General features: G+C 73.5%; 10 protein-coding genes. 7 read left to right on the top strand and 3 right to left on the bottom strand.

Annotated elements, in window-relative coordinates; all coding sequences use genetic code 11:
- The first annotated feature begins 7 nt into the window (after window positions 1–7).
- The 3 genes from ACZ7CH_RS15200 to ACZ7CH_RS15190 all read left to right on the top strand — a co-directional run bounded on the left by ACZ7CH_RS15200 (window position 8) and on the right by ACZ7CH_RS15190 (window position 4,996).
- On the top strand, window positions 8–2,461 hold the full coding sequence (locus tag ACZ7CH_RS15200; RefSeq protein WP_470374159.1) for a glycoside hydrolase family 2 protein: 2,454 nt from the start codon (window positions 8–10) through the stop codon (window positions 2,459–2,461).
- Window positions 2,461–3,306 (top strand): LacI family DNA-binding transcriptional regulator, encoded by an 846-nt coding sequence (locus ACZ7CH_RS15195; RefSeq protein WP_470374158.1) that lies wholly within the window; start codon window positions 2,461–2,463, stop codon window positions 3,304–3,306. Before ACZ7CH_RS15200 ends, ACZ7CH_RS15195 begins: the two co-directional genes overlap by 1 nt.
- A gap of 82 nt (window positions 3,307–3,388) precedes the next feature.
- Entirely contained in the window at window positions 3,389–4,996 is a 1,608-nt protein-coding gene (locus ACZ7CH_RS15190) for a cellulase family glycosylhydrolase (protein ID WP_470374157.1), read from the top strand.
- A gap of 20 nt (window positions 4,997–5,016) precedes the next feature.
- On the opposite strand, the gene ACZ7CH_RS15185 is transcribed toward ACZ7CH_RS15190, so the two are convergent.
- Window positions 5,017–5,610 carry a GNAT family N-acetyltransferase gene (locus ACZ7CH_RS15185; protein ID WP_470374156.1) on the bottom strand — a complete coding sequence of 198 codons (594 nt, stop codon included), beginning with the start codon at window positions 5,608–5,610 and terminating at the stop codon, window positions 5,017–5,019.
- 112 nt (window positions 5,611–5,722) lie between these two features.
- Between ACZ7CH_RS15185 and ACZ7CH_RS15180 the strand changes: the two genes are divergently transcribed.
- The gene (locus ACZ7CH_RS15180; RefSeq protein WP_470374155.1) at window positions 5,723–6,574 is read left to right on the top strand and encodes a MerR family transcriptional regulator; all 852 of its coding nucleotides are present in this window, start codon (window positions 5,723–5,725) and stop codon (window positions 6,572–6,574) included.
- Window positions 6,571–9,120, top strand: a complete 2,550-nt coding sequence (locus ACZ7CH_RS15175; RefSeq protein WP_470374154.1) for a VIT domain-containing protein — start codon at window positions 6,571–6,573, stop codon at window positions 9,118–9,120. The genes ACZ7CH_RS15180 and ACZ7CH_RS15175 overlap by 4 nt, the downstream gene beginning before the upstream one ends.
- 47 nt (window positions 9,121–9,167) lie before the next feature.
- Here ACZ7CH_RS15175 and ACZ7CH_RS15170 read toward each other — a convergent pair whose 3' ends face one another.
- Window positions 9,168–9,740, bottom strand: coding sequence for a TetR/AcrR family transcriptional regulator (locus ACZ7CH_RS15170; RefSeq protein WP_458432595.1), 573 nt, complete (start codon window positions 9,738–9,740; stop codon window positions 9,168–9,170).
- 104 nt (window positions 9,741–9,844) lie between these two features.
- Between ACZ7CH_RS15170 and ACZ7CH_RS15165 the strand changes: the two genes are divergently transcribed.
- Both ACZ7CH_RS15165 and ACZ7CH_RS15160 read left to right on the top strand, forming a co-directional pair.
- Window positions 9,845–11,914, top strand: a complete 2,070-nt coding sequence (locus tag ACZ7CH_RS15165) for an FAD-binding oxidoreductase (protein WP_470374153.1) — start codon at window positions 9,845–9,847, stop codon at window positions 11,912–11,914.
- A 153-nt stretch (window positions 11,915–12,067) separates the two neighbouring features.
- On the top strand, window positions 12,068–12,457 hold the full coding sequence (locus ACZ7CH_RS15160; RefSeq protein WP_360384321.1) for an STAS domain-containing protein: 390 nt from the start codon (window positions 12,068–12,070) through the stop codon (window positions 12,455–12,457).
- Between the two features lie 29 nt (window positions 12,458–12,486).
- Here the strand turns inward: ACZ7CH_RS15160 and ACZ7CH_RS15155 are convergent, their stop codons facing one another.
- Entirely contained in the window at window positions 12,487–12,894 is a 408-nt protein-coding gene (locus tag ACZ7CH_RS15155; RefSeq protein WP_360384319.1) for an ATP-binding protein, read from the bottom strand.
- Window positions 12,895–12,971 lie beyond the last annotated feature (77 nt).

Genomic DNA, 12,971 nt, shown 5'->3' with positions numbered 1-12,971 from the left:
TGGGGACATGATGGAGCGCCAGACGTTGCACGACGGGTGGCAGCTGAGCGTGGTCGCGGGACCCGCGCCCGACTCGTTGCGGGGCGTGCGGGTGCCGGCCGCCGTGCCCGGCAGCACGCACCTCGACCTGCTCGCCGCCGGGCTGATCGAGGACCCGTTCCTCGACCGCGCCGAGGAGTCGCTGCGGTGGATGCACCGCACAGAATGGCGCTACGACACCGAGTTCGAGGCGTCGGCCGTCGCCGGCGAACGCGCCGACCTGGTGTTCGAGGGCCTCGACACGATCGCCGCTGTGCAGCTCAACGGCGTCCTGGTCGGCACCGCCGCGAACATGCACCGCACGTACCGGTTCGACGTGCGGCCGTTCCTCGCCGACGGCACCAACGAGCTGGTGGTGACGTTCTCCTCCGCGCTGACGCGGGCGCAGGAGGTGGAGGGCCGGCTGGGACGGCGCGACCACGCCTACCCGCACCCGTTCAACATGATCCGCAAGATGGCCTGCTCCTTCGGCTGGGACTGGGGACCGGACCTGCAGACCGCGGGCATCTGGAAGCCGGTGCGGCTGGAGCGCTGGCACACCGCGCGGCTGGCGTCGGTCCGTCCACTCGTGACGGTCGACGCCGACGGCACCGGCCGGGTCGAGGTGCACGCCGACGTCGAGCACGCGGACCCCGCGGCACCGAAGGCCCTGCGGCTGCGCGTCGAGGTGAACGGCGAGACGTTCGAGGCGGACTGCGAGGGCGACCGGGGCGTGGTCACCGCGCTGGTGCCGGACGCCGAGCTGTGGTGGCCGGTCGGGTACGGCGAGCAGCCGCGCTACGACGTGACCGTGTCGCTGCTGGGCCCGGACGGGCTCCTCGACGGGGCGCAGCACCGGGTCGGGTTCCGTACGGTCACCGTGGACGTCGAACCGGACGAGGTGGGCACGCCGTTCACGTTCGTCGTCAACGGCCGGCGGGTGTTCGCCAAGGGCGCCAACTGGATTCCCGACGACCACTTCCTCACCCGCGTCACCCGCGACCGGCTCGCGCGCCGGGTGGACCAGGCCGTCGAGGCGAACCTGAACATGCTGCGGGTCTGGGGTGGCGGCATCTACGAGTCCGACGACTTCTACGACGTCTGCGACGAGCGCGGTGTGCTGGTGTGGCAGGACTTCCTGTTCGCCTGCGGCGCCTACCCGGAGGAGGAGCCGCTGTGGAGCGAGGTGGAGGCCGAGGCGCGCGAGCAGGTCGCGCGGCTGGCCGGGCGCCCGTCGCTCGCGCTGTGGAACGGCAACAACGAGAACCAGTGGGGTTTCGCCGACTGGGGCTGGCCGGAGCAGCTCGGCGGCCGGACCTGGGGCCTGCGCTACTACACCGAGCTGCTGCCCGCGGTCGTCGCCGAGCTCGACCCGACCCGGCACTACTCACCCGGCAGCCCGCACAGCCCCGGTGAGCGCCACCCCAACGACGCCGACCACGGCACCCGGCACGAGTGGGAGGTGTGGAACCGGGTCGACTACACCCGCTACCGCGACCACGTGCCGCGGTTCTGCTCGGAGTTCGGCTTCCAGGGACCGCCGACGTGGACGACGCTGACCCACTGGGTTCACGAGGAACCGCTGACGTCCACCTCGCCCGCGTTCCTCGCGCACCAGAAGGCGGAGGACGGCAACGGCAAGCTGGACCGCGGTCTCGCGCCGCACCTGCCGGTGCCCGAGGAGTTCGCGGACTGGCACTGGGCCACGCAGCTCAACCAGGCCCGCGCGGTGGCGTTCGGGATCGAGCACTTCCGGTCGTGGTGGCCGCGCACGGCCGGTGCGCTGGTGTGGCAGCTCAACGACTGCTGGCCCGCCACGTCGTGGGCCGCGGTCGACAGCGGGGAGCGCCGCAAACCGCTCTGGTACGCGTTGCGGAGGGCGTTCGCGCCGCGATTGCTCACCGTGCAGCCCCGCGACGGCCGGTCGGCGCTGGTCGTGGTGAACGACCACGACGAGCCGTGGAGCGGTGAGCTGCGGGTGGAGCGGCAGGCGGTCGGGGGAGCGGTGCTGGAGAAGGTGTCGCTGCCGTTCGCCGTCGCCGCCCGGTCCGCCGCGGCGGTCGAGCTGCCCGATTCCGTTGTGGTGCCGGGAGATCCGGTGCGGGAGGTGCTCGTGGCGACCGCCGACGCCGAACGGGTCGTGCGGCCGTTCGCCGAGGACGTGGACCTCGACCTCGACCCGGCACCGCTCACCGCGGAGGTGGTGGCGGTCGAGGGCGGATACCGTGTCGACGTGCGCGCCCGTTCCTACGCCGGGGACGTGGTGCTGCTGGCCGACCGGGTCGCCCCGGACGCCGTCGTGGAGGAGATGCTGGTGCCGATGCTCGCCGGGGAGACGCGCTCGTTCGTGGTGCGGACTGCGGTCCGGCTGCCCGACCAGGACGCGCTGACCGGTCCCGCGGTGCTGCGCTGCGCCAACGACCTCGGCCGGGCAGGGGCCTGATGGGCACCCCGTCCTCGGGTGCGGTCGGGCTGGTGCTCGCCCGCCCGGCCCGGCTGCTCGGCACCGAGCCGTTCTTCATGGAGTTCATCGCGGGCATCGAGGAACGCCTCACGCCGCACGACCTGTCGTTGCTGCTGCACGTCGTGCCCGCGCACGACGCCGAGATCACCGCCTACCGCCGGTGGGCGAGCGGTGGCCTGGTCGACGCCGTGCTGCTGGTGAACCGGACCGTCGTCGACCCCAGACCCGCTGTGCTGCGGGAGATCGGGCTGCCGACGGTGGTCGTCGGCGAACCGGCGCCGGAGCTCGCCGCACCCGCCGTGCGCACCGACGACGCCGGCCCGATCGAGCAGGTGCTCGCCCACCTGCTCGCGCTCGGCCACACCCGGATCGCCCGGATCACCGGTCCCGCCGGCCTGCTGCACACCGCGGCCAGGACGACGGCGCTGGTCGACGGCTGCCGCGCGGCCGGTCTGGTCCCGGTGATCGTGGAGGGCGACTACTCCGAGGAGGCGGGCGCCAAGCTGACCGCGGCGCTGCTGAACCGGCAGGAGCCGCCGACCGCGATCCTCTACGACAACGACGTGATGGCCGTCGCCGGGCTGGCCACCGCGAAGGAGCTGGGCGTCGCGGTGCCCGGCGAGCTGAGCCTGGTCGCCTGGGACGACTCCACGCTGTGCCGGCTCGCGACGCCCGCGCTCACCACGATGAGCGTCGACGTGCACCAGTTCGGCGTCTCGGTCGCGGAGTCGGTGCTGGAGCTGATCGGCGGCGGCCCGGTCGCCCCGCGCTGGTCGCCCACCGCCGTGCTCGTCCCGCGCGACAGCTCGGCGGCCGCTCACTGATCTCCCGTCGCCCTGCACGGGTTGTTTCGGCGCGCCCATTTCTGGGAGCGCTCCCAGTCGGACCGCAAGAGAGGACCGCACCGTGAAACGACTGTTGTCGCTGATGAGCACAGTGCTCGTCGGCCTGTCCCTGCTCACCACACCCGCGGTCGCGCAGGCCGCCACCGGCTTCCACGTCAGCGGTGGCCGCCTGTACGACGCCACCGGCGCGGAGTTCGTCATGCGCGGGGTGAACCACGCGCACACCTGGTACACCTCGCGCACCACGCGGGCGCTCGCCGACCTGAAGGCGTTGCGCTCCAACACCGTTCGCGTCGTGCTCTCCAGCGGCGACCGGTGGACCCGCAACGACGCGGCCGACGTCGCGAACGTCATCGGCCAGTGCAAGGCCAACCGGCTCATCTGCGTGCTGGAGGTGCACGACACCACCGGCTACGGCGAGCAGAGCGGTGCCGTGAGCCTCGCCAAGGCCGTCGACTACTGGATCAGCGTGCAGAGCGCGATGACCGGTCAGGAGGCCTACGTCATCCTCAACATCGGCAACGAGCCGTGGGGCAACACCGGTGCCTCCGGCTGGACCGCCGACACGAAGTCCGCGATCAGCCGGCTGCGCGCCGCCGGCTTCACCCACACGATCATGGTGGACGCCCCGAACTGGGGCCAGGACTGGTCGTTCACGATGAGGGACAACGCGGCGTCGGTCTTCGCCGCCGACCCGCAGCGCAACACCGTGTTCTCCGTCCACATGTACGGCGTGTTCGACACGGCGGCCGAGATCACCGACTACCTGGGCCGCTTCGTGGCCGCCGGGCTGCCGATCGTGGTGGGGGAGTTCGGCCACAACCACTCCGACGGCGACCCGGACGAGAACACGATCTTCTCCTACACCCAGTCCCAGCGCCTGGGGTACCTCGGCTGGTCGTGGAGCGGCAACGGCGGCGGCGTCGAGTACCTCGACATGGCCACCGACTTCGACGCCTCCCGGCTCACCGCCTGGGGCCAGCGGATCTTCACCGGCGCGGGCGGGATCGCGGCGACCTCGCGGGAGGCGGCGGTGTTCGGCGGCGGCGGCCAGGACACCACGGCACCCACGACCCCCGGCGCCCCCGCGGCCTCCAACATCACTGGAACCGGTGCGGCACTGGCGTGGGCGGCGTCGACCGACGCGGTCGGCGTCACCTCCTACCAGGTCGTGCGCGTCGTCGACGGCACCGAGTCCCCGTTGACGTCCACCACCGGCCCGTCGGCGACGCTGACCGGCCTCACGCCCGCCACGGCCTACGCGGTCGCGGTCTACGCCCTCGACGCGGCCGGCAACCGTTCGTCCCGGTCGCCGGTCACGACGTTCACCACCGGCACCGCGCCCACCGGCTCGTGCGCGGTCGCGTACCGCGTGACCGGCCAGTGGCAGAGCGGGTTCCAGGGCGAGGTGAAGGTGCAGAACACCGGCACGGCCGCCGTGAACGGCTGGGCGCTGCGCTGGACGTTCGGCAACGGCCAGACGGTGACCCAGATGTGGAACGCCGTCGCCGCCCAGTCCGGTGCGGCGGTGACCGCGACCAACGCCTCCTACAACGCGGCGATCCCCGGCGGCGGGTCGGTGAGCCTCGGGTTCACCGGCACGTGGACCGGGTCCAACTCGGTGCCGGGCGCGTTCACGCTGAACGGGGCGGCCTGCTCGGTGGTGTGAGCGGATCGTGCCGGGCACCCTCAGGTGCCCGGCACGAGCTCCCGGTGGAAGACCAGGAAGTCGCACGGGCAGGCCAGTTCCGGCACCAGGTGCGGGTGGTCGTCGGCCAGGTCACCCCTGTGCACGACCTCGTAGCCCATGCGGGTGTACCAGCTCCGCAGGAACTCCTTCACCGGGTGCTCCCAGTTCTGCGGCACCAGGAGCTCCAGCTGCATGCGGGAGAGGCCCCTGTCCCGCGCCCACTCCTCGGCGTGGGCGACGAGGTCGCGGCCGAGCCCGGTGCCGCGCACCTCCGGCGCGGCGACGAGCATGCCGAACTCGCCGGTGCGGTCGTCGAGCTGCCGCAGCCGCACCGCGCCGATCACACGGTCCTCGTGCAGCGCGACCACCACCTGTCCGGCCTCGACGAGCCCCGCGACCTCGGCCTCGCTGGTGCGGGTGGCGCCGTCGCGCCACAACCCGGCCTCCGCCTCGGCGTAGACGCGGTTGACCAGGGCGGTGATGTCCGCGACCTGCGCGGGAACGGTTGCGGTCAGGATCTGCGCCTTCCGGGTCCTGAGCTGGCCCGATGCGGCCTCGTGGCCGGTGCTGAGGCTGGCCTCGTCCGTGCTCACCCAGGGGTCTCCGTCCGTTGCGCGACGCGCGGAACCCTACCCGGCCACGCCGGGTGGACCTCATCAGGTTTTTTCATTGACACTGTCATCGTGACAGTGTCACTATCATGGGGTGTGGACGCTTGACGAGCTGCTGGAACGTGTCTCCGCCGCGCTGACGGCGGAGTACCAGGGCGCGCCCAACGGCCGGGTTCGCGACGTGCCCGACCGGCGAGCGGTCCGCTGGTACGCGACGACGGGGCTGGTCGACCGGCCCTCGGCGATGCGCGGCCGCACCGCGCTGTACGACCGGCGCCACCTGCTCCAGCTGGTGGCGGTCAAGAGGCTGCAGTCGGAGGGGAGGACGCTGGCCGACATCCAGGCCGAGCTCGCCGGTGCGACCGACCAGGCGCTGCTGGCGATCGCCCGCGTGCCCGACGGGTTGCTGGAGGTGGCGGAGGACGCGCCGGCGGGGGAGGTGCGGCCGCGGTTCTGGGCCGCGCCGGCAGCACCACCGGCACCACCCGCGCCACCGCCGCTGCCCGCACCGCCCACGCCACCGCCGCCACTAGCGGGCACGCCTTGGCCAGCGGTCGCACCGCTGGCTCCGCCGCCCGCAGGTGCCGCGCCGCCGTCTGCGCCCGCGCCGCCTGCGGGTGCTGCGCCGCCGCCGTCGCTCATGCCGCCCGCGGATGCCGTGCCGCCGCCCTCGCCCGTGCCGCCCGCGGGTGCCGCTCCACCACCCGCACCCGCCGCACCACCGAGCCCGCCCGAGCCCGTCGCCCCATCCAGCCCACCCGCCCCGCACGACGCACCGGCACCACCCGCACTCCTCACCGGCATCCCCCTCACCGGCGGCGCCGTCCTCCTCACCCCCGGCACCCCGACCCCCGCCGACCTCGCCGACATCGCGGCCGCCGCGCGGCCACTGCTCGACCTGCTCGCCGCCCGCGGCCTGCTCACCGACGAAAGGGAAACGCCATGACCATCACCGTCACCCCGTTGCAGCCGGCCGAGGTGGACCGCGTCGGCCGGACGACCGAGGACGCGGGGGTCGGCGCGCTGCTCACCGAGCGCGGCAACCTGCCGTTGGAGAGCGTCGACGTGCGGGCGGTGGTCACCGGGCTCCTGGGTCGCGCGGTGTTCACGACCGGGTTCGTGAACGCGCACGACACCGCTCTCGAAGCCACCTACGTCTTCCCGTTGCCCGACCGCGCCGCCGTCACCGGCATGAAGATGACCGCAGGCGACCGGACCGTCGTGGCCGACCTGCAAGAGCGCGGTCAGGCACGCGAGGCCTATGACCAGGCGATCGCGGCGGGGCGAAGAGCGTCCATCGTGGAGGAGGAACGGCCGGACGTGTTCACCATGCGGGTGGGCAACATCCCCGCGGGCGAACGGGTCACCGTCGAGCTGAGCGTCGTCGGGCCGCTGGTGTTCGAGGACGGCGCGGCCACGTTCCGGTTCCCGCTCGTCGTGGCGCCGCGGTACGTGCCGGGTGCGCCGCTCGACGGTCCGTCGGTCGGGGACGGGCACGCGCAGGACACCGACCTCGTACCCGACGCCTCCCGGATCACGCCGCCGGTGCTGCTGCCCGGCTTCCCGAACCCGGTGCGCCTGGGCATCAGCGTGCAGGTCGACCCGGCCGGGCTGGAGCTCGGGGAGGTGCGGTCGAGCCTGCACGCCGTCACCGCCGAGGGCAACACCGTCACGGTCGTTCCCGGTGAACGCGTCGACCGCGACTTCGTGCTGCGGCTGGCCTACGCGGGCACCAGCTCCGCGGTGGTGTGCGTGCCCGACGCCGACGGCGAGGAGGGCACCTACCAGCTCACGGTCCTGCCACCGCAGCCGCGGGCGGCGGTGCGGCCGCGTGACGTCGTGCTGCTGCTCGACCGGTCCGGCAGCATGTCGGGCTGGAAGATGGTCGCGGCACGGCGTGCGGCGGCGCGGATCGTCGACACGTTGACGGCGGACGACAGGTTCGCGGTGCTCACGTTCGACGACCGCGTGGAACACCCCGCCGAGCTCGGCACCGGCCTGGTCGCGGGTACCGACCGCCACCGGTTCCGCGCGGTCGAGCACCTGGCGAAGGTGCAGGCGCGCGGCGGCACCGAGATGTTCCAGCCGGTGCGCGACGGGCTGACCCTGCTCGCGCAGGCCGAGGCGGACCGCGACCCGGTGCTCGTGCTCGTCACGGACGGCCAGGTCGGCAACGAGGACCAGCTGCTGCGCGACATCGCACCGGTCCTCGGCCGCACGCGGGTGCACGCCGTCGGCATCGACTCCGCCGTCAACGCGGGCTTCCTCGGCCGCCTGGCCGCGCGCGGCGCCGGGCGGTGCGAGCTCGTCGAGAGCGAGGACCGGCTCGACGAGGCGATGACGCACATCCAGCGCCGCATCGGCGCGCCGGTGGTCACCGACGTGGTCGTGACACCGTCGTCCGACCTGCCGAAGCTGCCCACCGCGATCTACCCCGGCGTGCCGCTGGTGGCGTTCGGCCGGTACCGGGGTGCCGCGCCGGAGTCGTTCACCGTCCGCGGCCGCACCCGCGAGGGTGGCGCCTGGGAGGAGGCGGTGCCCGTCCTGGAGCACACCGAGCCCGCGGTCCGGTCGCAGTGGGCCCGTGCCGCGCTGCGCGACCTCGAAGACCGCTACGCGACCGGCGAGCGCGCCGTGGAAGCGGAGATCGTGCGGACCTCGCTGCGGTTCGGGGTGCTGTGCCGGTTCACCGCGTTCGTGGCGGTGGACGAACGGGTCGCGGGCGACGGCGAGGTGCACCGCGTGGTGCAGCCGGTCGAGCTGCCGTCGGGCTGGGACCCCGCACCGCCGCCCATGCCGCGCGCCGGTGGCGGATACGGCGGTGGTTATGGCGGTGGGGCGGTGGGCTTCGCCGGACCGGCGCCGTTCCCGTTGGCCGCACCGATGGCGGGCGCGCCGATGCCCGCCGCTCCGATGCCCGCCGCTCCCGCCAGGTCGGCCGGCGCGCCCGCGCCGGACGGCGTCCCGATCCCGCCGGGGGCACCCGTCCCGCTCGGCGTTCCGACTCCGGCCGGTGCCCCTGTCCCGCCCGGCGCACCCGCCCCGCCCGACGCCCCGAAGCCGCCCGCACCTCCAGCACCGCAGAGCCCTCCGGTGCCGCCTGGAGCCCCGGTCCCGCCCGGCGCCCCGGTGCCACCGCCCACCCGCGGCCGAGCCCGGATCTCGGCCACCCTGCGCGGCTCGGCCCGTCCGGCACCGCCCCGGGACGCCACGGCCGAACTGCGCGAGATCGCCGCGCTGGAAGCCGACCGCCTGGACCAGGCCACCGGTCTGCCGGAGTGGGAACGCCGCGACCTGCTCGCCGACCTCGCCAGCCGGCTCGGCACGTTGATCGCCGGTGAGCAGGGGCAGGCGTTCGAACCGTTGCGGCGCTTGCAGGACGAGCTCACCGCGGGCGGTGACGTCGACCGGCTCTGGGCCCGCGCGCGGGAACTGCTGCGCCAGTTCGCCCAGCAGGAGGCGAAGGAGCGCCGCCGGTCGTTCTGGCGCTGAGCGGGCCAGCGCGCCACCTGCGCCGCGACCGGTGACCCGACGGCGGTTCAGCGGTCGCCGCGCAGGTAGCGCGTCACCATCCCGACGAGCTCGTTCTCGAACTTCTCGACGGTGGTGTTCCGCGGAAAGGCCATGAGCCGGTGCGTGTTCACCTCGACGGTGAACACGATGAGCTCCGCCGCGGTGTCGAGGTCGGCCACGCCGACGTCGGGGTGGCGGGCGAACAGGTCGCGGACCTGGGCGACCCGCTGCTCGCCGTGCCGGGCCACGGCCTCGGTCAGCTCCCGGGAGTGCTGCGCCTCCTGGATCATGATCCGCAGCAGCCGCGGGTCCTCGTCGTGGTTGTCGATCGCGTCGCGGACCAGCGCCCGCACCGTCTGCGCCAGCGAGCCGGGGGCGAGGTCGAGCTGTTCGGCCTGCGCCCACCGGCCGCGGTCGACGTGCCGCACCAGCAGGGCGGCCAGGACCGCGTCCTTGTTCGGGAAGTACTGGTACAGCGAGCCGATCGAGACGCGGGCGTGCTCGGCGATGCGGTTGGTGGTGCCCGCGGCGTACCCGTGCTCGACGAAAACGTGAGCAGCCGCCGTCAGAATCCGGTCGCGGGTGAGCTCCGCGCGCACCTGACGCGGTCGGCGACGTGGGGCGAGACGATCGTCCGGTGACGGCACGGCGGTCCTTCCAAAAGCGAGTACCCAAGAGCTGAGCAAAACCTCACAATAGTGTCATGAGCTGGGGAAACAAGCCCGTCATGATCGACGAAGCCCATCGGTTGCGGACGGTGGCCGAGGTGGAGGCCGTCGTCGGGCGGCCCGCGTCCATGATCGTGCTGAAGCAGGTCGGCGCGCTCGACGAGGGCTGCGCGGCCGTGCTCGCGCGCAGTCCGATCGCGGGCTTCGGCCACCGCGCCGCCGACGGCACGAGCCGGACCGCTGTCGTCGGCGGCCGGCCGGGTTTCGCGCGCCTCCTGTCACCGACCCGGCTCACCTTCGCCCTCGACGGCACCGCCGCCGGACCGGCGTCGCTGGTGTTCCTGCTGCCGGGCGTGGGGGAGACGCTGCGGGTCAACGGGACCGCGTCCGGCACCGGCGAGGTCGTGTTCGACGTCGAGCAGGCCTACGTGCACTGCGCCCAGTCCGTGCTGCGGTCCGGCCTGTGGCAGCCGCCGGTACCGGCCGGACCCGCCGCCGCGCAGGTCGGTGAGGGCCCGCTGGCCGCGCCCGGCGTGGCCGACTTCCTCGCCGCGGCACCGTTCCTCGCACTGTCCACATGGGACTTGAAGGGTGGCTCCGACACGAGCCCGCGCGGGGAGGCCGGACCGGTCGCACGTGTACTGGACGGCCACACGCTCGTGATCGCCGACCGCAGGGGCAACCGGCGCGCGGACACCCTGCACAACCTGCTGGAGGACGACCGCCTCTCGTTCGCCGCACTCGTCCCCGGCCGCACCGGCGTCCTGCACGGGCGCGGCCGCGCTGTGATCACCGTCGACCCGGCCGTGCTGGAACCGCTGGCGTTGAAGGGAGTTCCGCCGCACGCGGCGCTGCTCGTCCACGTCGAGGCCGCGGAGCTGAGCACGAGCGACGCCGTGACCCGCGCCCGCCTCTGGACCTCGGCGCCGGTCGACGACACCCCCGACCTGATCGCGCTGGCGAGCGGGCACCTCACCGCCAACACCGCGAGCCGGCCGCGCCGTGCACTGCTGAGGGTGGCGGGCCTGGTACCGGCCAGGTGGCTGCGACCGGTGCTGGACCTCGCCTACCGCTCCGGCCTGCGCAAGGAGGGCTACGCGATCGCCCCTGCCGGTACCGCCGCGCCCACACCGGACCCGCTGCGCGAGGTCGGGGTCGTCGAGGTGCGCGCGGAGACCCCCTGTGCGGTCACGGTCGTGCTGGCCGACGGCGCGCCGTTCGACTTCCGGCCGGGCCAGTTCTTCACGCTCGTCGCCGACCTCGACGGCGAGCAGGTGCGCCGGCCCTACTCGGCGTCCTCCGCGCCCGGCACCACCCGGTTGGAGCTCACCGTCAAGCGGGTGGCGGGCGGCCGGTTCTCGGCGCACGTCCACGAGCGCCTCGCCGTCGGCGACCGGGTGGCCGTGCGCGGCCCGTCCGGTTCCTTCCGGCTCGTCCAGGGGCACGAGGTCGTGGCGATCACGGCCGGGAGCGGCATCACACCGGTGATGAGCATGGTCCGCGCGCTGCTCGCCGAGCCGGCCGGACCCCGGATCGCCCTGCTGCACTGCGACCGCAGCGAGGAGGAGGCGATCTTCGCCGCCGAGCTCGCCGAACTGGGGGAGCGCCACCCCGGCCGGCTCGCCGTCACGCACGTGGTGACCGCCCGCGCCGGACGCCTCGACGGCCCCGGTGTCCGGCGGTGGGTCGGGAGTCTCGCGCCGTCGCCGGACGCGCGGTACTACCTGTGCGGCCCGGAGGCGTTCATGGACGTGGTGCGCCAGGCGCTCGACGTGCCGCCTGAGCACGTCCACCAGGAGCGCTACACCAGCGGACCGGTCAGGGCACCGGGATCGGCGACGCCGCAACGGGTGGTCGTCGAGGGGCTCGGCACCGCGGTCGCCGAACCCGGCCAGACGCTGCTCGACGCCGGGCTCGCGGCCGGCCTGCCCCTGCCGTACTCCTGCACGGTCGGCAGCTGCGGCGAGTGCGTGGCGCAGCTGGTCGGCGGCGAGGTGTCCCGGCAGGAAACCGGTTGCCTGACCGCGGAGCAGAAGGCCACCGGCCGGGTCCTGACCTGTACCAGCGCACCGCTCACGGATGTCACGCTGCGCATCGGGCGGTGATCACGGGGTGAGGTTGTGTCCCGGTCCGAAGAGGCATAGCGTGGACTGGAGTACCTGAAAACCGATTCACTCATTGTGAGGTCATCTACAGGTTCTCCGGGTTGGGCTGCTGCAGTCGGCGCTTCGCACGGTTTGCCGATGGGAGCGCGGGCCATGAGCCAGCAAGCCGGCGGCGCGGTCGTGCAGACCGCCCGCACAGTCCACCACCACGGGATAGCCGTCGTCGTCGTGTCCGGCGAGATCGACCGGATGACCGACGACCCCGCCCTCAACCAGGCCGTCGAGGCCGTGCGCGGTGCGCCCACCGGTCTGGTCCTGGACCTCGGCGGGGTGAGCTTCTTCGGCTCCGCGGGCATCAACATGGTCGTCGCCGTCCGGCGGGAGGCCCAGCGGGCGAAGGTGCCGTTCCGGGTCGTCGCGGCGAGCAAGACCGTGCTGCGCCCGCTGGAGCTGTCCGGTGTCAACGTGCTGCTGACGGTGCACCCGAACCTGGCGGAGGCCCTGTCCGGTCTGGGGACGCTGCCCCGGCAACGCCGCGTCTGAGCGTTCTCCCGACGATCTTCCAGCGGGGTTCAGCAGGTCTCCGGGCACGGCACGACCGCCCACACGGTCTTGCCGGCGTTCCGCGACAGCACACCCCACTTCGCGGACAGCTGGTCCACGAGCACGAGCCCGCGGCCCCGTACCGAGTCGGGTGAGGACGGCCTGAGCTGGGGCGGCGTCGTCGAGGCGTCCTCCACCACGACCTCCACGCCGTCGTCACCGCCGCGGCGGTGCAGCCGCAGGCGCGCCGGGAACCGGCCGTGGTCGTACACGTTGGAGACGAGCTCGGTCACGACCAGCTGCACGTCGAGCAGGTCGTCCTCGTGCAGTCCGGGCAGCGCGGACTCCGCCCACCGCCGGACCCCGGGGATGTCGGCCACATCACCGTTCAGCTCCAGGACGTGCGGGGTATGAGGAGGGTCGCCGCCGGTCGTCAAGGGGTGCCTCTCTGTCCAAGTTGTGCAGGGGTGACTTACCTCGGGCGGGAGCACCCTAAACGCAGCGACCACCTGAA

This window comes from Lentzea sp. NPDC037011, assembly GCF_055607425.1.
This window is presented reverse-complemented; position numbering and strand designations above follow the sequence as displayed.

Bases quoted from the DNA above. Each gene is read 5' to 3' on its own strand.
- ACZ7CH_RS15200 (WP_470374159.1), top strand. From the start codon at position 8: ATGATGGAGCGCCAGACGTTGCACGACGGGTGGCAGCTGAGCGTGGTC.
- ACZ7CH_RS15195 (WP_470374158.1), top strand. From the start codon at position 2,461: ATGGGCACCCCGTCCTCGGGTGCGGTCGGGCTGGTGCTCGCCCGCCCG.
- ACZ7CH_RS15175 (WP_470374154.1), top strand. From the start codon at position 6,571: ATGACCATCACCGTCACCCCGTTGCAGCCGGCCGAGGTGGACCGCGTC.
- ACZ7CH_RS15165 (WP_470374153.1), top strand. From the start codon at position 9,845: ATGAGCTGGGGAAACAAGCCCGTCATGATCGACGAAGCCCATCGGTTG.
- ACZ7CH_RS15160 (WP_360384321.1), top strand. From the start codon at position 12,068: ATGAGCCAGCAAGCCGGCGGCGCGGTCGTGCAGACCGCCCGCACAGTC.